This is a genomic window from Kribbella sp. NBC_01505, assembly GCF_045040285.1.
Taxonomy (GTDB): domain Bacteria; phylum Actinomycetota; class Actinomycetes; order Propionibacteriales; family Kribbellaceae; genus Kribbella.
Map to the genome: position 1 here is coordinate 7,452,751 of NZ_CP109425.1, position 18,416 is coordinate 7,471,166.

General features: G+C 68.5%; 17 protein-coding genes. 8 read left to right on the top strand and 9 right to left on the bottom strand.

Annotated elements, in window-relative coordinates:
• The 9 genes from OG474_RS35050 to OG474_RS35090 form a co-directional block, all read right to left on the bottom strand.
• Window positions 1-1,239 (bottom strand): ATP-grasp domain-containing protein, encoded by a 1,239-nt coding sequence (locus OG474_RS35050; protein WP_405057915.1) that lies wholly within the window; start codon window positions 1,237-1,239, stop codon window positions 1-3.
• Window positions 1,236-2,471: an MFS transporter gene (locus OG474_RS35055; protein WP_405057916.1), complete on the bottom strand. Its 1,236-nt coding sequence runs from the start codon at window positions 2,469-2,471 to the stop codon at window positions 1,236-1,238. The genes OG474_RS35050 and OG474_RS35055 overlap by 4 nt, the downstream gene beginning before the upstream one ends.
• On the bottom strand, window positions 2,468-3,712 hold the full coding sequence (locus tag OG474_RS35060; protein WP_405057917.1) for an acetyl-CoA carboxylase biotin carboxylase subunit family protein: 1,245 nt from the start codon (window positions 3,710-3,712) through the stop codon (window positions 2,468-2,470). The genes OG474_RS35055 and OG474_RS35060 overlap by 4 nt, the downstream gene beginning before the upstream one ends.
• Entirely contained in the window at window positions 3,709-4,077 is a 369-nt protein-coding gene (locus OG474_RS35065; protein WP_405057918.1) for a hypothetical protein, read from the bottom strand. Before OG474_RS35065 ends, OG474_RS35060 begins: the two co-directional genes overlap by 4 nt.
• Entirely contained in the window at window positions 4,074-6,434 is a 2,361-nt protein-coding gene (locus OG474_RS35070; RefSeq protein WP_405057919.1) for an FAD-dependent oxidoreductase, read from the bottom strand. The genes OG474_RS35065 and OG474_RS35070 overlap by 4 nt, the downstream gene beginning before the upstream one ends.
• 5 nt (window positions 6,435-6,439) lie before the next feature.
• Window positions 6,440-7,786 (bottom strand): class I tRNA ligase family protein, encoded by a 1,347-nt coding sequence (locus OG474_RS35075; RefSeq protein ID WP_405057920.1) that lies wholly within the window; start codon window positions 7,784-7,786, stop codon window positions 6,440-6,442.
• Complete coding sequence (locus OG474_RS35080) at window positions 7,779-8,117, bottom strand: cupin domain-containing protein (protein ID WP_405057921.1); 339 nt, start codon at window positions 8,115-8,117, stop codon at window positions 7,779-7,781. Before OG474_RS35080 ends, OG474_RS35075 begins: the two co-directional genes overlap by 8 nt.
• Window positions 8,118-8,432: 315 nt before the next feature.
• Window positions 8,433-8,843, bottom strand: a complete 411-nt coding sequence (locus OG474_RS35085; RefSeq protein ID WP_405057922.1) for a ferritin-like domain-containing protein — start codon at window positions 8,841-8,843, stop codon at window positions 8,433-8,435.
• Entirely contained in the window at window positions 8,840-9,394 is a 555-nt protein-coding gene (locus OG474_RS35090) for a cell division protein FtsK (protein ID WP_405057923.1), read from the bottom strand. Before OG474_RS35090 ends, OG474_RS35085 begins: the two co-directional genes overlap by 4 nt.
• A gap of 186 nt (window positions 9,395-9,580) precedes the next feature.
• Here OG474_RS35090 and rimP point away from each other — a divergent pair, with 186 nt between their 5' ends.
• The 8 genes from rimP (at window position 9,581) to OG474_RS35130 (ending at window position 18,412) form a co-directional block, all read left to right on the top strand.
• Window positions 9,581-10,123, top strand: coding sequence for a ribosome maturation factor RimP (gene rimP, locus OG474_RS35095; RefSeq protein WP_405057924.1), 543 nt, complete (start codon window positions 9,581-9,583; stop codon window positions 10,121-10,123).
• Window position 10,124: 1 nt separating this feature from the next.
• Complete coding sequence (gene nusA, locus OG474_RS35100; protein ID WP_405057925.1) at window positions 10,125-11,117, top strand: transcription termination factor NusA; 993 nt, start codon at window positions 10,125-10,127, stop codon at window positions 11,115-11,117.
• Between the two features lie 44 nt (window positions 11,118-11,161).
• Window positions 11,162-11,440 carry a YlxR family protein gene (locus OG474_RS35105; RefSeq protein ID WP_405057926.1) on the top strand — a complete coding sequence of 93 codons (279 nt, stop codon included), beginning with the start codon at window positions 11,162-11,164 and terminating at the stop codon, window positions 11,438-11,440.
• Window positions 11,441-11,643: 203 nt separating this feature from the next.
• Window positions 11,644-14,940, top strand: a complete 3,297-nt coding sequence (gene infB / locus OG474_RS35110) for a translation initiation factor IF-2 (RefSeq protein ID WP_405057927.1) — start codon at window positions 11,644-11,646, stop codon at window positions 14,938-14,940.
• A gap of 98 nt (window positions 14,941-15,038) precedes the next feature.
• On the top strand, window positions 15,039-15,476 hold the full coding sequence (gene rbfA / locus OG474_RS35115; protein WP_405057928.1) for a 30S ribosome-binding factor RbfA: 438 nt from the start codon (window positions 15,039-15,041) through the stop codon (window positions 15,474-15,476).
• A 2-nt stretch (window positions 15,477-15,478) separates the two neighbouring features.
• Complete coding sequence (gene truB / locus OG474_RS35120) at window positions 15,479-16,366, top strand: tRNA pseudouridine(55) synthase TruB (RefSeq protein ID WP_405057929.1); 888 nt, start codon at window positions 15,479-15,481, stop codon at window positions 16,364-16,366.
• A 1,208-nt stretch (window positions 16,367-17,574) separates the two neighbouring features.
• Complete coding sequence (locus OG474_RS35125; protein WP_405057930.1) at window positions 17,575-17,943, top strand: hypothetical protein; 369 nt, start codon at window positions 17,575-17,577, stop codon at window positions 17,941-17,943.
• 91 nt (window positions 17,944-18,034) lie between these two features.
• Window positions 18,035-18,412 (top strand): hypothetical protein, encoded by a 378-nt coding sequence (locus OG474_RS35130; protein WP_405057931.1) that lies wholly within the window; start codon window positions 18,035-18,037, stop codon window positions 18,410-18,412.
• The last annotated feature ends 4 nt before the right edge of the window (window positions 18,413-18,416 follow it).

Below are 18,416 nucleotides of genomic sequence, written 5' to 3' on the forward strand. Positions count from 1 at the left end.
TCAGGGGGTCTCGATGATGATTTCGGCCTCCATCTCCAGCACCCGCTGGTAGTCCTCGTCCAGGGTTTGGGGGTCGCTGTGGATCAGGATCACCCAGGCGAGGCAGGTGAGCAGATCCACGGTGGCCGGGACGACGGCTTCGTCGTCGTGCAGGATCTTCATCCAGTGGAACGACTTGAGGTCCTCGATTCCGTCGAAGACCTCGCGGTTGCGGAAGTACCCTTCGCGCGGCGCGATGATGAAGATGCCGCGCAGATGCTGGACCAGGTCGAAGCCGTCCCGCACCTCACCGCGGACGCGATGCGCGACGGTTCGCTTGATGTGGTTGTCACCGGTGGCCAGTTCGCTGACCATCTGGTGACCGCCACCGGACGGCCGGGCCGCGACCTCGATCAGTCGCGGGCCGTCGGCCGTCATCATCACCTCGGCGTGCCCGCAGCCGATCCGGATGCCGACCGCGTCGAGGACGTCCCGTGTGTAGGGCCAGAGCGCCTGCACCTCCGGGGCGTCCTCGGCGAGGAAGTCGATCCGGCGGTAGATCCCGATCTTGTCGCCGCGGTGGACCTTCGTGTAGCGGCAGACGTCGACGAGCGCGTGGACGCCGTCCACGCTGTAGGTGTCGACCAGATACTCGGTCCCCTCGGCGTACTCCTGGATGAGCACGGCGTTGTTGACCAGCCCCAGCTTGTTCGTCCGGCCGAGCACGCGGTGGAAGCGCTCATGCCAGTCGCCGTCCTCGAAGACGACGTACACCTCGTCACCCGCCACGCTCTTCGGCGGCTTGATCACCAGCCGCTTGCCGAGCAGGTCGTTCGCGCGCAACCACTCCTCGGCCTCGGCCGGATCCGCGGTGAGGATCTGCCGCAGTCGAGGTACGCCGGTCGCGGACAGAGCCTGGGCCATATCCCACTTGTCACGCCGCGCCGATGCCAACTCGGGCACGTTGCCGGTCCCGGGCAGCAGGCTCTCGATGAGCTGATCGCACAACTCGACCCCGCTCTCAGCGCCAGGCAGCAGATACGAAGGCTCGTACTGCCGCAGCTCCTCAGCCAGCGCCGCCACATCTCCGGTGAAGTAGTGGATGTGCTCGAAGTCCTCCGGATGCCAGGTGGCCGTGTACGCCGGTGGCGGCTCCAACCCGCTCAGTACGGCGACCGGCTGCCGCCCCGCAGCCCGGAACGCGGCCGGGTACTCCTGCCCCGTCGACAACGGATCCACGATGATCGTGTACTCAGTCATGCCTTTGCCCCTTCCACGACTTCGGCCGTTTCCTCAACACGAGCAGGCGCCATCCCGAAGTACGCGAGCACCAACCCGACCGCGCCGAGAACGCCACACCACAACCACACCTGGGCCCCCGCGCTGTTCCACACCCAGACCCCCAGGAACGGGCCGAGGGCGGAGCCCAGCCCGAACATCGCGTGCGCGCCACCGACGTACCGGCCGAGCAACGGCTTCGGCGCGGCCATGCCGGGATAGGCGAACATGGTCGGCCCGCCGACGATCTCGGCCAGCGTCCACAGCAGGGTGCCGATCACGAAGATCGCCAGGCCGCCGGGGAGTGCGTAGAACGCGAGCCCGCCACCGAGCAGCACGAAGCCGAGCATCGCGACCGTCCGGGCCGGTTTGTGCTGGACGACCTTCGTCACCAGCAACTCGCAGGTGATCACGATGAACCCGTTCAGCGCGACCATCGCGCTGTACCACCAGGTCGAGAACCCGTCCGCCGTCATGTGCAGCGGCAGCACCGCGAGGTACTGCATGTAGATCGCCGCGTTGATGAACATGCACAGCAGGAACAGCACGTACTTGTGATCCTTCAGTACGGCGAGGTAGCTGCCCGACGACTGCGGTTCCGCTGCCTCGGTCTGCACCGCCTTCTTCCGCCCAGGCAGGGCGACGATGGCGACTGCGGCGTAGGCAAGGGCGGCGATCGCTTCACCGATGAACAGCAGGTTCCACGACACCGCGACCAGCGCGGCCCCGATGAGCGGCGCGGCCGTCGTACCGAGGTTCATTGCCAGCCGGTAGATCGCGAACGTCATCACCTGACGGTTCTGTGGCGTCAGCTCGGTCAGCAACGCGGCCGAGGCCGGGCGGTAGAACTGACCGACCGCGCCGGCCAGCGCGACCACGACCACCACTGCCAGATAGCTCGGCACGTACGCGATCGCCAGCACGAAACCGGCCATCCCGAACATGCTGATCATCACCGCGGCGCGCGGCCCGATCCGGTCCGTCAACGAGCCGCCGATGATCAGACCGATCACCGAGCCGCCGCCGTACACGCCCAACGCCGTACCGGCTTGGACTGGGGTGAAGCCTCGCGAGGTGGTCAGGAACAGCACCAGGAAGACCTGCAGGAACCAGCCGAGCTTGTTCACGAAGACGCCGACCAGCAACGCCTTCACCGGTGCCGGCGCCTCCCGGATGGTCTGCCAGATGCCTGTGCTTTCCGCAGAGTCCGTCATGAGACCGGCTCCTGCGGGTGCCCGGTCCAGCGCAGCGCCCGCTCGGCCGCATCCAGACCGACTCGGCTCTCCGCGATCGAGTCGGTGACCGTGGTCGCGTACGCGATCCGGCCCCACAACGTGCCGGCCGGCGGGGGACTGGTCGTCTGCCCGGGCTCCATCAGTACGACGAGTTGGTCGATCCCAGGCGCGTCAATCGGATCGAAGCTGACCGAGTCGAGCACAGTGTCGTTCTCGTCGACGTAGAAGAACCGCACCCCACCGACCAACGTCCGATCCGGGTCCAGCGCGGGCTGACGTCCACAGGCCACCGCCGCGGCCGCCAGGCCGGGATCGACCCCGGTCGCCTGCAATCCGAGGTACGGGATCAGGTCGCCGCCGATCCGTGCGTTGATCTCGATGATCTTCGGGCCGTAGGCCGTCATCATGATCTCGGTGTGGGTGATGCCGTCGGTGAACGCGATCGCCTTGTGCGCATCGACCAGCACCTGCTGCAGCTGGTCGTCGGCGAGCAGCGGGTCCGTCGCGTCGACGAGGTGCCCGATCTCCTCCGCGTACGGCGGATAGCCGATCTCCTTACGAGCAAGGCAGAACGGCGTCACCTGGCCGTGGAAGATCGCCGAGTCGATACTGATCTCGTAGCCGTCGGCAAACTCCTCGACCAGCACGTTCACGTCGTAGTGCGGCGCCTCCGGCACAGTCGTGTCGTGCGCGAAGGCCCAACTGTCGCGAAGCTCGGCAGCGTCCTGCACCTTGATCACGCCCAGGCTTGCGGCCAACGCTCGCGGCTTGAGGATGATCGGGTAGCCGATTTCACCGGCCGTCGTCAGCGCCTCGTCCACCGAGTTCACCAGCACCGACTGAGGCTGCGGTACGCCGTGCTCGGCCAATGCCGACCTGGTCAGGTGCTTGTCGCGGCACCGGTTGATCATCGCGACGTCGCCGCCCGGCAGACCGAGTGCTTCGGCGACGTGCGCGGTCTGCAGGATCCGCGCCTCGTCCCAGCAGAGCACGCCGTCGATCGGATCGGTGCCGTGCAGCTCAACAGCCGCCGCGACCAGCGTCTCGGCAACCAGTGTGGTCTCCAGCACCGTCCAGTCGTCCAGGTACTCCTTCTCCCAGGTCGGTTCGGAGTGCAGGAACATGTGCAACCGGTACTGCGGCGCGATCGACCGCAGAAGGTATTCACGGAACAACCGCATGCCGGTGGCAACCACCAGCAGATGAGGTTTGCCGGTCATGAGGCCCCCTTGATCGGGCCGGGGATCTGCCGGATCCGGCTCACGCCGTGGGATCCGTCAGCTCGCTCGAAGTGGTCCGAGATCACGATGTTGCCCTGGGCATCGAACTCGGGAACGCTGTGGCAGCTGCCGTTGATCAGCTCGCCGGTCTCGGCCAGCAGGCAGTACGACGCGTCGAACGAACCGTCCGCCCGCAGCCGCCCGACCAGCCGGCCGCTCCGCAACGTGCCACCGGCGTAGAACTCCGCCCAGACGAGGTCGTCCTCCCGGTGATACTGCCCGTACGGCGCCGGGTCGTCGCTCTCCAGCTGGAACCACACCCCGTCGACATCCGGTACGGCGGGATCGTGCGCGGCGGCCGTCACCAGTGCACCGCGCAGACGTCGTCGGAGATCGGGTAGATCTCGCGCTCGAACATCGAGTTCAGCACGATCGCGGCCCGGACCGGCAGCTGCGTCAGCCCGGCGTTCGTCAGACCGTGGCTGTACCGGCTCGCGTTGAACGTGTAGATCTTGTGCCCGTTCATCCCCTTCCAGCGCACCGAGTAGTCCGACTCGACCAGCGCGTGCCCGTCCTCGTCGGTCTCGATCCGCTCCCGCAACTCGTCGTCCAGCGGCGCTTTCACGTGCTCACGACCTGCTGCCACGATCAGTTGCCGGACGACGTGCTCCTCCGGCAACGCGGTCGTCGAGCAGCACAACCGGATGTTCCCGTCGGACAGCAGGTCCGACGTACGGACATCGCGGCCGGGCAGCAAGGTGATGGGGAACTGGCCGAGTGAGAGGAAGCCGTCGTAATTGGCCTGGTAGAGCGCGCGCAGTCCGCCTGGCGTGATGGCGTCGCCGCTGTAGCGTGAGTCGTCGATCAGCTGGCGCCGCATCCCGCGGTTCAGCCCTTGCAGGTATTGGATGTGCGACGGCCGGTAGAGCTCGTTGGCCATCGGGGAGTCGTCGATGCTGCGGAACCACTGGTTCCGGCCGATCCACCGCAGGTCGGTGAAGCCCGCGCCCAGCAGACGCAGTACAGACTCCAGACCGGTCTGGCCGCCACCGACGACCGCGGTCGGTGCGGTCCGGTCGAGCGTGGCCAGCCGCTGACCGAGGTCGTCGGCGATGAAGGCCCGCTCGGCCGGCAGTCCACCCAGGTACGCCGGACGCACGGCGCGCGTGCCGAGTCCGAGGACCAGGTGCTCCGAGAGAGCGGCCGGGATGCCGTCGACGCTGATCTGGAAGCCGTCGTCGGTGATCGAGATCGAGTCCACCTGGGTGCCGAAGTTCACCACGCCGAGGCGTTCGGTGGCCCAGGTCAGGTAGCGCTCGTACTCGATCCGGGGGAGCGAGTCGAACTGGGAGTTGATCAGCGCGTAGAGCCTCCCCGACGTGACCAGGTAGTTCAGGAAGGTCAGTTCGTGGCGGGGATCGACGAGCGAGACGAGGTCCTTCATCCAGCCGGTCTGCATCCGCACCCCGGGGTAGAGGAGTGGGGTGTGCCAGCCGGAGCCCGGTCGGGAGTCGAACAGGGCGAGCCGTTCACTGGTGACGTTCTTGTAGAGCGCCGCCAACGACAGGTTGGAGGGTCCGGCCCCGATACCCACGGTGTGGTAGCGGGGCGTGGTTCGTATTTCGTGATGGATGCCTCGTTCGGTGATCGTCATGCGCTGGTTCTCCGTCCGCGAAGTGGAGGTACTGGTCCCGCCGGTGGCGAGCAGTTCGCTCGCGGCGGCCCGGCTTGCGGCCAGCGCGGTCTTCACGCTGCCCCCGGACCCACCGGTGAAGGTGTAGAGCCGATGAGTTCCACCAGGGACCGGCCAGAGGGTCAGAACCGGTGGATCGGCGTAACAGTCGGCCGTGCTGACCAGGTGGTCAGGCGCCGACAACTCGAGGTGTGGCAGCCGCTCGGCCGCGATCCGGGCGGCCTGGGCGGCCAGGTCCGGGACGGGGGCACTACTGCCGGGTGGAACGGACCAGCGCTGGGTGTCGACCCCGAGGAGCAGCCGGCCGTCTGCTGTGGGCCGTCCGAACAGGTCGCTGGTCTCGTCGACGAACATGGTCGGCAATGCACCGGCCACTCGATAGACGGCAAGCTGGATGGCCTTGGTCTTGCTGTGGTCGATCAGGTGGTTCGCGGCCAGGAACGCCGGGGTCCACGCACCCGCAGCGACCACGACGGCGTCGTACTGCTCGGTGCGACCCGGGAGGCGGCACGCGACCGAGCCGTCGGGGTGGGGCAGCAGTCGCAGGACTGGTCCGGTCAGGACTCGGCTGGTCCGGCCGCTGGCGAGTCGCCGTACGACGGTCTGCCGCAGCTGGTCGGGATTGATGAAGCCGGCCTGCCGTTCGCAGATGCCGACTGTGCCTGCGGGAAGACCGCGCCAGCCGCGACGGCGCAGTTCAGTGCGGTCGACGACCGTGGTCGAGCCTGGCAGTGCCTGCTCGACCTCGGCCACCGCCGCCGCCAGGCCGTCGTACGCCGGAAGCAGGTAGGTGCAACCAGTCTCCGTGTACGACGCTTGGTCGTGCAGCGTGCCGAGGAGCTCGGTGAGACTGTCGATCGCCAACCTGCGCTGGAGGGGATGCGTCTCGAACCCGCGCACCCCGCCGCCCGAGGCTGCGGTCGCGTCACTGCCCGGTGTGCCGGTGATGAGGTCGACGGTGGCCTGGCTGCTCAGCCGCCAGGCCAGCAGCGTTCCGGCGATCCCGGCGCCGATGACGCCGATACGCATCTGGCTCACCCCAGCCCGGTCAGCGCGGCGCGCAGGGATCCGGTGTCGTGGACGCCGCCGGCCAGCAGGGTGAGCAGGCAGCGAGCCGCGAGCGGCGGGTCGAAGCCGCTCGGCCGGAGGGCGGCCTCGCCGCGGGCCAGCTCGATCGCCGCCAGCGCCGGATCGAGCGGTTCGGTGACTGTCCGGACGCCGGCGAGCAGCGGTTCGGCGTACTCGGTGAAAGCTTTTAATGAATTGTTCTGGAAATCGCTCTGATAGCGGTCGGGCCGGTCCCAGGCCAGAAACAAACGAACGATTGACGGGTCATTGCAACGGAGTAATTCCGTCGCCGTCATTCCGTGTTTTCGGCTGGTCGAGAATTTCGCGCCGCCGGAGGTGTAGAACTCGTTGACGACTAGTCCGGAAAGGGGTGACCGGTCGACCCCGGCGGCGGCCCAGACGGCCGGCCAGTAGACGGCGTACCAGAATGCGTTGTCAAGACCGAGGAAATGCCAGAGGTTGCCGATGCGGCCGATCGCGGCCAGGTAGCCGTCGACGTCGGCGGCGCTCGGGTCGACCGCTTGGGCGATGCCGTAGAGGTCCGTGAGGGCGACCTCCGTGTACGGGCCGATCCGGAGGCCGGTCAGTGGTCCGTCGCCTTCGATTCCCCAGTTGGTCGGGTAGGCGAGTGGGATCTCGGGCAGGCTGGTGCGCAGCATGCGGTCGACGAGTTCGCGGACCGCCGGTGGCAGTTCGGCGCGGATCCAGGTCTCGATGAGCGCAGCGCGGTGGTCCTCCATCCGTAGTACCGGCACGGTCGCCAGGAACGGACGGGGTTCACCGCCGCAGCGGCCGCAGGCCGGGTCGACCATCGTCTCGACCTGGGTGAACGTGCCGCACGCCTCGCACGCGCCACCGGCCGCGGGCTCCTTGCACTCACCGCACAGCCCACTCAGGTAGGACTCGTGCAGTGTGCGGCCGCAATCGCTGCAGGCGTGCAAGGTGAGCTCTCGCAGCGGTGCGGCGCCGGAGGCGACCAGGTGGTTCATCAGCTGCCGGATCACCGGCGCGTGGCCGTCGCTGAGTGGATCGGTGAAGCGGTCGTAGCCGATCCGGGCCAGCTCGTAGGTGTCGAGGATGTCGTCGCGGAACGCGGCCGTCATCGCGTGCGGATCCAGGCCTTCGTTCTCGGCGCGGGTCAGCACATAGTTCTGGTGTACGTCGAGGCCGCTGGTGACGAGGACCTGTTCGCCACGGGCACGTGCGGCACGGGCAGCGAGATCGGCGGCCAGGTACGGGCCGGACAGGTGCCCGACATGCAGCGGCCCGTTGACGGTCGGCTGCGGGAACGTGAAGACGCTGAGCTCAGCCATCGAGAGGCATCCAGTACGCGCTGAACACGGTCAGCTCGACCGAGTCCGATCGGTTCTGTACGACGTGCTGCTCGGTGCTGGCGAGCAGAAACGCGTTGCCCTGCTGGATTTCGTACGTCGTGCCACCGGTCCGGACATGGGCCGTGCCGGCGACGACGAGCGAGAGTTCGAGCTCGGGATGCTGGTCGAGCGGGCTCTCCGAACCGGGTGGAACGGAGTACCACATCGCCTGGAACGGGACTTCCCGATCCAGTGCGTATTGCTCCCAGCGGACCACTCGCAGGTCTTTCACGAACAGGTCTTCGCCGGTACGCAGGTCGAATGTACGCATGCTTCGCCACCCTCCATGATCACGCCGCGAGCGGGACCGAAGAAGTTGAAATGAACATACGGAACAAGGCGCAGTTGAAACGCGCCGAAACATCGGCAGCAGGAACACTGCGATGCACGCGACCTGCGCCACCAACGCGGTCGTCGTGAAACCCGGTGACCCCCCAGTCTCCGTGGCCGAAAATATAGGGAAGGTCGCGCTGCGAGTAAAGGGGAATACGCTATGAATTTCCGGTCGAGGCGTAACTCGGCCGGAATTCCTTCGTTAGCGCCGGTATTCGGCGGCGGACCGTGTCCGCGCGGTCACCGTGCGGGTTTAGACGGCGCCCGGGAGGGCGACCGGTGCGCCACCCCACGCGACCTGCGACGCGGCGGTCGCCAGCAGCGCGTCGATCGCCAGCTGGCGGACCGGCGGCTGCTCGGCCGCCTCGACCAGATCGCCGTACACAGCGGCGAGGCGCTGCTCGATGCCCAGGATCAACGCGCTCGCGCTGACCGCGTTGGTGACCGGCTGCGGCAGGTCGTACGCCGGTTCGGCGGCGACCGGGGTCTCACCGGCCGCCGTGATCAGTCCGGCCAGATTGTCGCGGTTGTCGCGGTGCCGCTCGAAGGTCTCGGTCGCCGACTGGAACTTGGCGCCGGTCAACTTCCCGCCGGCCACACCGATGCCGTACAGGGCGGCATGCTCGCCGGCCAGCGCGGCCTGAAGGGCTTCCAGTTGGTTCATGAGGAAGCCGCCTTCTTGGTCGGGAGCAGAGTCGAACCGATCTGGACCTCGGACGCCGCGATCATCGCGAGCAGCCGGGCCGCCGGTCCGGACGCCTTGGCCGCCGCGGCCGCGTGCGCGATCGACGCGGCCTTCTCCTGCTTGGCCAGCAGCGCCAAGGCAGCGGCCGACTGGGGCGGCACGGTCGGTGCGGTGGCTGCCTTGGGCACGGTCACTCCGGCCGTCTCCTGGAGCTTGGCCAAGTGACCGGTGTGGAACTTGAGAGCGGCCGCGAGCTTGGGCTTCAGCGCCGGGAACTTCGTGCCGACCAGCGTGTACTGGGCGGCCAGCGAACTCACCACTCCGGCCGCGGTCGTCAGAGCCGCCACCACCGCGGGATCCACGGTCGGCGTGTTCCCCGGCACCGTCTTGCCGGTCCCCGGGTCCACGGCTCCCGGCGTACCGGAACCGGCCTGGTCGTCCTTGCAGCCGGCAAGCAGCAGCACGCTGGAAGTCAGGGCTGCGGACTGCAGGGCGACGCGGCGCGACAGTCGGAGGGGTTCGATCGGCACCCCGGAACCTTACCCGGTGACGGGTCGGTGACTGGCCTGACCTGACCGGGGCGGAGGGGTGGAGAAGGGAATGACACGATCCGGTGACCTGAGCACTGTCCGCGGCCGGATAAGGTGGGCTACTGCCCTCGGCCGCACTGCCGAGTGGTGGGACGGGCGCACAACTGCAGAGAGGCAGGTCTACCTGTGAGCCGAAGGACTGACCACACGGACACCACGAGCCTCGAGAAGTTCCTCCAGCCGATCGTCGCGCAGTTCGGCTGCGACCTGGAGGAGACCGACATCGTGCCGGTCGGCAAGCGCCGGTTGCTCCGGGTCCTGATCGACCGCGACGGCGGGATCAACCTGGACGACGTCGCCGACGTCACCCGCGCCATCTCCAAGGCGCTCGACGAGAACGACAAGCTGATGGGCGCGAGCGCCTACACGCTGGAGGTCTCCAGCCCCGGCGTCGACCGGCCGCTCACGCTGCCCCGGCACTGGCGCCGCAACACCACCCGCCTGGTCGCGGTCACGCTGACCAACGGCCAGAAGCTGACCGGCCGCATCAAGACCGCCTCCGACGAGGCGGCCGAACTGGACGTCAAGGGCAAGCTCCGCTCGGTCGCCTACGGCGACGTGGAGAAGGCCAAGGTCCAGATCGAGTTCAACCGGCCCGCCGGCAACGACGAAGAAGAATCATCTGTCGACGGCGAAGACTCCGCCGACGACACGGTGGAGGAGAACTGACATGGACATCGACATGGCCGTCCTGCGGTCGCTGGAACGGGAGAAGGACATCTCCCTGGAGGTCGTTGCCGAAGCGATCGAGGCAGCGCTGCTGGTGGCCTACCACCGCACCGAGGGCGCGCAGCAGCACGCCCGCGCCGAGCTGGACCGCAAGACCGGGCACGTGAGCGTGATGGCGCGTGAGGTCGACGAGGACGGCACGCTGCTCCGCGAGTTCGACGACACCCCGAGCGACTTCGGCCGGATCGCCGCGACGACGGCCAAGCAGATCATCCTGCAGCGGCTGCGCGACGCCGAGGACGACGTCCGGTACGGCGAGTTCGCGGGCAAGGAGGGCGACATCGTCTCCGGCATCGTCCAGCAGGGCCGTGACCCGCGCTCGGTGATGGTCGACCTCGGCAAGATCGAGGCCGTGCTGCCGGCGCCGGAGCAGGTGCCGGGGGAGAAGTACGACCACGGCTCCCGGCTGCGGGTCTACGTGGTCGGCGTCCGCAAGGGCTTCAAGGGCCCGCAGATCACGGTCAGCCGGACGCACCCGAACCTGGTCAAGAAGCTGTTCGCGCTGGAGGTCCCGGAGGTCGCCGACGGCACCGTCGAGATCACCGCGATCGCCCGCGAGGCCGGTCACCGGACCAAGATCGCGGTCCGGACCCTGAACCCGTCGGTGAACGGGAAGGGCGCCTGCATCGGCCCGATGGGCCAGCGGGTGCGCAACATCATGCACGAGCTGCACGGTGAGAAGATCGACATCATCGACCACAGCGACGACCCGGCCACCTTCGTGGGGAACGCGTTGTCCCCGGCGCAGGTCACGTCGGTCGAGGTCGTCGACGCCGCGGCACGCGCCGCGCGGGTCGTCGTACCGGATTATCAGCTGTCCCTCGCCATCGGCAAGGAGGGGCAGAACGCGCGCCTCGCGGCCCGGCTCACAGGCTGGCGGATCGACATCCGGCCGGATACCGATGTGACTGGTGAGGACAAGAAGGTAGACTGATCTCTCGGTCGGTCGACTGAGTCGTCACCACACCCTGAGGAACTGTGACAAAAACTGCAGACGCGCGCCCTGAGAAGGTTCGGGAGCGCACCTGTATCGGGTGCCGGAAACGATCCAGCCCGACCGAACTGCTGCGGATGACGGTGTCCGGAGGACTTGTCCTCCCGGATCCCGGGCGTCGGGCACCTGGCCGAGGGGCGCACCTGCACCCCACGATCGAGTGCTTCGAGCTCGCCGTCCGGCGCAAGGCGTTCCCGCGGGCCTTCAAGGTCCCGGGGCCGCTGGAGGCGACCGGGCTGCGCGAGCACATCAGCGGAGAGTGATAATCAACAAGTACACGTGGCGGCCGGCAGGCCGTCCGCGGCGGTCCGACCGGACCGTCGTGACCGACATGAAGGCGGGTCATCGACTCATGACCACTCGATGAGTGTCCAAAAGTGATGGATACACAGCGATGAGTGCAATGCGATGAGCATGTACGTCAGCTAACGGTCCGCGGCCCCAGGCTCGGACCAGAGGGAGAGTAGTGGCAAAGGTCCGAGTCTACGAGCTCGCGAAAGAGCTCGGAGTTACCAGCAAGGTCGTTCTGACCAGGCTGAACGACATGGGTGAGTTCGTTCGATCGGCATCCTCGACCATCGAGGCGCCGGTTGTCCGGCGGTTGGCGGAGGAGTTCGAGAAGAACCCGCCGAAGAAGCGCGCGGCCAACAAGGCCGCTGCCAGCACGTCTGCCGCGCCGCAGGCGACCGCTCCGGTCGTCCCTGCCGAGCCGGTTCAGAAGCAGTCCGAGCCGGCCGCCCCCGCGGCGCCGGCTGCCGAGCGTCCGGCGCCTGTCGCCGAGTCGGCGCCTGTCGCCGAGTCGGCGCCCGCTCCGGTGGCGCAGGCCCCGGTGGCCGAGTCGGCTCCGGCCGCCCCGGCAGCACCCGCTGCACGGAATCCTTTGGATTCCAAGGCAACGCCGGGCATCAAGCCGGGCCCGCGTCCGGGCCCGAAGCCGGGTCCGCGCGCCGAGACCCCGGCCGCACCGGTCGAGACCCCCGCTCCGGCAGCTCCGGTCGAGACTCCGGTCGCTCCGGTCGAGGCCCCCGCAGCGAAGGTCGAGGCCTCCCCGGCCACGCCGTCGTTCGAGGCTCCGGCCGCCAAGGCGGCTCCGGCCCCCGAGGCCGCTGCGGCGGCCGCTCCGGCCGCGCCGCGTCCGGCTGCCGACCGTCCCGCCTCCGACCGTCCCGCCTCCGACCGTCCGGCCCCGCGGCCGGGTGGCCAGAGCTCCGGTGGCCAGGGTGGCCAGGGTGCTGCGCCGCGTCCGGGTTCGGCTCCGCGTCCGGGTGGCTCCGCGCCGCGTCCGGGTGCACCGCGCCCCGGTGGCAACCAGCGTCCGGGTGGTCAGGGTGGTGGCCCGCGTCCGGGTGCACCGCGTCCGGGCAACAACCCGTTCAGCTCCACGCAAGGCATGCAGCGCGGCGGCGCACGTCCGGGCCCCGGTGGCCAGGGCGGCGGTCAGGGTGGTCAGGGCGCTCCGAGCCCGGCCGGAATGGCTCCGCGTCCGCCGGCGGCTCGCGACGGTGGTCGTGACGACCGTCGTGGCGGCGGCGACCGTCCGCCGCGTCCGGGCGGCGTACCGGGTGCACCGCGCCCGAACCCGGCGATGATGCCGAAGTCCTCGGCCGGTACGTTCACCGGTCGTCCGTCCGGCCCCGGTGGGGGCGGCGGCGGTGGTGGCGCCGGTGGTCGTGGTCGTCCGGGTGGCGGCGGTCCGGGTGGACCGGGTGCCGGTGCACGTCCGGGTGGCGGCGGTGGCGGCGGCGGTTTCCGTCCCGGCGGCGGTGGCGGCCCGAGCGGTCCTCCCGGTGGTGGCGGCGGTGGCCGTCCCGGTCCGGGCAACCGGGGTCGTGGCGGAACGCAGGGTGCCTTCGGGCGTCCGGGCGGTCCGGCGCGTCGTGGACGCAAGTCGAAGCGCGCCAAGCGCCAGGAATTCGACAACATGCAGGCTCCCGCGGTCGGCGGCGTTCGCGTCCGGCACGGTGACGGCGAGGTCGTCAAGCTTGCCCGTGGTGCTTCGCTGACGGACTTCGCCGAGAAGGTCGGAGTCGACCCGGCGTCGCTGGTGCAGGTGCTGTTCCACCTCGGTGAGATGGTCACTGCCACCCAGTCGGTCAACGAAGAGGTCCTGCAGCTGCTGGGCACCGAGTTGAACTACGACGTCCAGGTCGTGTCCCCGGAAGACGAGGACCGCGAGCTGCTGCAGTCGTTCGACATCGACTTCGGCACCGACGAGGGCGGCGAGGAGCAGCTGGTCAAGCGGCCGCCGGTCGTCACCGTCATGGGTCACGTCGACCACGGTAAGACGAAGCTTCTGGACGCGGTCCGCGAAGCGAACGTCGTCGCCAAGGAAGCCGGTGGCATCACCCAGCACATCGGTGCCTACCAGGTGACCACCACGGTGGACGGCGTCGAGCGCGCCATCACCTTCGTCGACACCCCCGGTCACGAGGCGTTCACCGCCATGCGTGCCCGTGGTGCGCAGGCCACCGACATCGTCATCCTGGTGGTCGCGGCCGACGACGGCGTGATGCCGCAGACGATCGAGGCGCTGAACCATGCCCGCGCGGCCGGTGTGCCGATCGTGGTCGCGGTGAACAAGATCGACGTACCGAACGCGGACCCGACCAAGGTGCGCGGTCAGCTGACCGAGTACGGCCTGGTCCCCGAGGAGTACGGCGGCGACACGATGTTCGTCGACGTCTCGGCGAAGGCCCGGATCAACATCGACGGGCTGCTCGAGGGTGTCGTCCTGACCGCGGACGCGGCGCTGGACCTGCGGGCCAACCCGAACATGCCGGCCCAGGGCATCGCGATCGAGGCCAACCTCGACAAGGGCCGTGGTCCGGTGGCGACCGTGCTGGTTCAGCGCGGAACGCTGCGGGTCGGCGACTCGATGGTCGCGGGACCGGCGTACGGCCGGGTCCGGGCCATGCTCGACGAGCACGGCGACGCGGTCGAAGAGGCCACGCCGTCGCGTCCGGTCCTGGTGCTCGGTCTGACCGCCGTACCGGGTGCGGGCGACAAGTTCCTGGTGGTGGACGACGACCGGATGGCCCGGCAGATCGCTGAGAAGCGTGAAGCCCGGGCTCGTGCGGCCGCCAACGCCAAGCGTCGTGCGCGCCGGACCCTCGAGGACTTCATGGCCTCGATGGAGAAGGGCGAGACGCAGGAGCTGCTGCTCATCCTCAAGGGCGACGTGTCCGGTTCGGTCGAGGCGCTGGAAGACGCGCTGGTCCGGATCGAGGTCGGCGACGAGGTCAACCTGCGGATCATCGACCGTGGTGTCGGTGCGATCAACGAGAACGACGTCAACCTGGCCATCGCGTCGAACGCCGTCATCATCGGCTTCAACGTGCGGCCGGCGGGCAAGGCCGGGGACGTGGCCGAGCGCGAGGGCGTCGACATCAGGCACTACTCGGTGATCTACGCCGCGATCGACGACATCGAGGCGGCCCTGAAGGGCATGCTCAAGCCGATCTACGAAGAGGTCGTGCTGGGCCAGGCGGAGATCCGCGAGATCTTCCGCTCGTCGAAGGTCGGAAACATCGCCGGTTGCTGGGTCACCAGCGGCCTGATCCGCCGCAACGCCAAGATCCGGTTGATCCGGGACGGCGCGGTCGTGGTGGAGAACGGCGAGCTGTCGTCGCTGAAGAGGTTCAAGGACGACGCGTCCGAGGTCCGCGAGGGCTTCGAGTGCGGTCTGACCGTGAACAACTACAACGACATCAAGATCGGCGACGTCGTGGAGTCGTTCGAGCTCCGCGAGAAGGCACGCAGCTGAATCAGGTGATGACCCGCTGAGGGTCGTCGAGGAGTAGCGTCCGGAGAGGCGGTTACCGTCTCTCCGGACGTTCTTCATGAATGAGGGAGTGAGCCCCGATGGGCGAAGCAAGGGCCAAGCAGCTGGCCGACCGGATCCAGGTCCTGGTCGCCGAGCTGCTCGAGCGACGGGTCAAGGACCCGCGGCTCGGATTCATCACTGTGACGGACGCGAAGCTGACCGCTGATCTCGGCGAGGCCAGCGTCTTCTACACGGTGTACGGCAACGAGCAGGACCGCGCCTCCACGGCGGCGGCGCTGGAGTCGGCCCGCGGGCTGATCCGCAGCGAGGTCGGCAAGGCGCTCGGGCTGCGGCGCGCACCGAGTCTCGCGTTCTTCCTGGACGCGATCCCGGAGACCGCGGGCCAGATCGAAGAACTGCTGCAGAAGGCACGCCGGGCCGACGCCGAGGTGGCCAAGGCCGCCGCCGGTGCCAAGCCGGCCGGTGACGCCGACCCGTACAAGCACAAGGACGACGAGGACGAGCAGGACGACTGAGAGTGCCTGACTTCACGCCGTCCTCGGACGGCATCGTCGTGGTCGACAAACCCGCGGGGATGACCTCGCACTCGGTCGTCGCGAGGGTCCGGCGGCTGGCGGGCACCCGCAAGGTGGGGCACGCCGGCACGCTGGACCCGATGGCCACCGGCGTCCTGGTGGCCGGCCTCAACCGGGCCACCCGGCTGCTCGGCCACCTGCAGTTGGCAGACAAGTCGTACGACGCGACCCTGCGCCTGGGCGCGGTCACGACGACCGATGACGCCGAGGGCGAGGTCGTGTCGACGGCGGCTGTCGACGGCGTGACCGCTTCGGCGATCACGGCGACCGTCGCGGCGTACCGGGGTGTGATCTCCCAGGTGCCGTCGGCGGTCTCCGCGATCAAGGTCGACGGCAAGCGCGCCTATGAGCGTGTTCGCGCCGGTGAAGAGGTGGTCCTCAAGTCCCGCACGGTCACCGTGTCGCGCTACGACATCCTCGACATCCGCGTCACGGAAACCTGGATCGACATCGACATCTCCGTCGACTGCTCCAGCGGCACCTACATCCGGGCATTGGCCCGGGACCTCGGTGCGGACCTCGGAGTCGGCGGCCACCTGACGGCACTTCGCCGTACCAGGGTTGGCTCTTTCGACCTGACCGCGGCCCACACCCTGGAATCCCTCGCCGAAGACTTCGTCTGGCTCCCCATCGCAGACGTTGCCGCCGGCACCTTCCCCCGGTACGACGCCGACGTGGAGCAGGCCGCCGCCATCCGCACCGGCCGCCCCCTCCCCGGCCTCAACCTCCCGGTCGGCCAAACCGCGATGTTCGACCCGTCAGGCACCTTCCTGGCGCTGTACGAACCCCACGGCCCCCTAGCCAAACCCACCGCAGTCTTCGTCGCCTAAGCGGACCCCCACCACCCACCAACCCCCTCACCAGCCCAGCCCCCACGCTCACCGCCCCCTCGCGCACGGCCCGGCCGACGAGTTACTGGGTGATGCACGTCCGCAGCTGCACGAGCTCGGCTGGCTCGCGGGCTCCGCGTTGCCCGGATGCGGCCCGTGAGGTACGCGGTGGTTGCTCGCCGCTGCGGCCGTTGCAGCGACAGGGTGGTTGGCCGATCCGGTGGCTGGGGTGGGCGGCGAGGTCGGCGGCCAGAGGTGAACGCTGCCTGAGCTTCCGGGCTACGGTTGCCGCCGCCAAGCAGGTGGTCTACCAGTCGCCCGCCGCTGTGGTTGCTGTCAGTGACGGGGAGGCCTACTTGGTGACCCAGAGCAGTGGCTGCTGGCTCGCGGGAGTTTGGTAGCGGTCGTTTCGCTGGTTTGCGGGGAGCTGCTGTCTCTGAGAGGCAGTAGATCCCCGCAGATCTCGGTGTCGACGGTTTGCGGGGACTTACTGCCGGCGAGTGGCGGCAGATCTCGCGTGATCTGGTGGTTCACGGATGTCTACCGTCACCGAGTGCCTGTTGCGATTTGGCGGGTGATCGGTCGCGGTGGTTGAGGTCTCCGGCTGGTCAGTAGCCCCGCCTCCCCGAAGTGCTCGTCCCATCCGACCGCTCAGATTCGGCCGGTGGGGCAGGCGGTGGCTGGTCGCCGCCGCGGCCGGTTCTACTGAGACGGGTGGCTGGGCCGGTCTTCGGCTGGCCCGGATGGTGCGGTCGGCGACCGACGTTCCCCGTCGCCTATGGCTCACGGGCTCTGGTTGCCCCCAACGATCAGGACCCTTCGCAGCTGACCCATCGCTGTGGTTGCTCGCAATGATCAGGACCCTTCGCGGCTGACCCGTGGCTGTGGTTGCTCCCGACGATCAGGACTCTTTGCGGCTTGAGCCACCGCGTACGTGTCCGGCCTCTCCGGTGCGGCGCGATTTGGAGGGATAGCGGGGATGCTGAATTCGGTGAGGGCGGCGGAAGCTCAGGCACCGGGCAACCTGGGAGGCGACCGGGACTCGTTGAGCGCAACGAAAGCTCGGACGGCGGGCATGTGGTCGCTGACCTCGCCATCCCCTCAGCCTAGACGCGGCTACCCGACACCGACGGTTCCGGCCTGAACGCAGCGATGGGAAGCATGGTTGCGGGCCCTTGTTGCCACGGGTGGGGCCTAACCTGGTTGGGGTGAGGGACGGGGTGTTGCGGGTCGGGGCGGTGGTGGTGTTTGCGTATGGGACTGCTGTGCACGCGTATGACCTGGTGCGGGGCGGGCTTGATGTGTACGGCGGCTATCCGGGGTGGCTCGGCGCGTTCTACACCGGGTTGATCGTGCTGGATGCGGCGAGCGCCGTACTGATCGGGGTGAAGCGCCGGGCGGGACTCGTGCTGGGGAGTGCGGTGCTGGTTGCCGACGCGTTGGCCAATGGGTATGCGGTGTACGTGTTCGCGCCGGTGCCGGGGTTCACCCTGGGAAACGTCGGGCAGGCGGTAATCACCGGTCTAGCGGTTGGGATGCTGGTGGTTAGCCACAGGTTGTGGCGGTCGTTTCACTAGGGATCTGGCCGGAATCGGACGCTTTGCCGCTCGTGGTCAGCGGGGCGTCGGAGGCTGAGGCATCCGCCCCGACCTTCGAGAGGTGATTTCTGTGCGTTCCCTGAAACTGCTGCTTGCTGCTGCCTTGGCTGCCGGGCTTGGCTTGGCTGGTGTTCAGACCGCGTCCGCGGCCGGCGTTCAACGGATGTACGACGACAACGTGTGCCGGGGGAACGGTGACTACTTCCGCGTGTTCAGCGACGACCATCCCTCGGCCCCGCTGTGCTTCACCGGGCACGGGTCGCTCGACGTGTCGATCTATCGGGTGACGAAGGTCGAGTCCGGCGCCTACCGCGCGGACATCAATGCCGACGGCCCCCAACTCGTCACCTTCGAACCTCGCACCCAGTTCACCACCTGGTCCAACGGCCGCGGCAAGGTCACTCGCGTCACGCTCATCGCCTCCCTCGTCTGCCCCCGAGGCTGCTGATACC

Coding starts and splice junctions, on each gene's coding strand:
- OG474_RS35085 (WP_405057922.1), bottom strand. CDS start 8,843: ATGAACCAACTGGAAGCCCTTCAGGCCGCGCTGGCCGGCGAGCATGCC.
- OG474_RS35070 (WP_405057919.1), bottom strand. CDS start 6,434: ATGCGTATCGGCGTCATCGGCGCCGGGATCGCCGGAACGCTGCTGGCC.
- OG474_RS35080 (WP_405057921.1), bottom strand. CDS start 8,117: ATGCGTACATTCGACCTGCGTACCGGCGAAGACCTGTTCGTGAAAGAC.
- OG474_RS35050 (WP_405057915.1), bottom strand. CDS start 1,239: ATGACTGAGTACACGATCATCGTGGATCCGTTGTCGACGGGGCAGGAG.
- rbfA (WP_405057928.1), top strand. CDS start 15,039: ATGGGCGAAGCAAGGGCCAAGCAGCTGGCCGACCGGATCCAGGTCCTG.
- OG474_RS35075 (WP_405057920.1), bottom strand. CDS start 7,786: ATGGCTGAGCTCAGCGTCTTCACGTTCCCGCAGCCGACCGTCAACGGG.
- OG474_RS35055 (WP_405057916.1), bottom strand. CDS start 2,471: ATGACGGACTCTGCGGAAAGCACAGGCATCTGGCAGACCATCCGGGAG.
- OG474_RS35060 (WP_405057917.1), bottom strand. CDS start 3,712: ATGACCGGCAAACCTCATCTGCTGGTGGTTGCCACCGGCATGCGGTTG.
- nusA (WP_405057925.1), top strand. CDS start 10,125: ATGGACATCGACATGGCCGTCCTGCGGTCGCTGGAACGGGAGAAGGAC.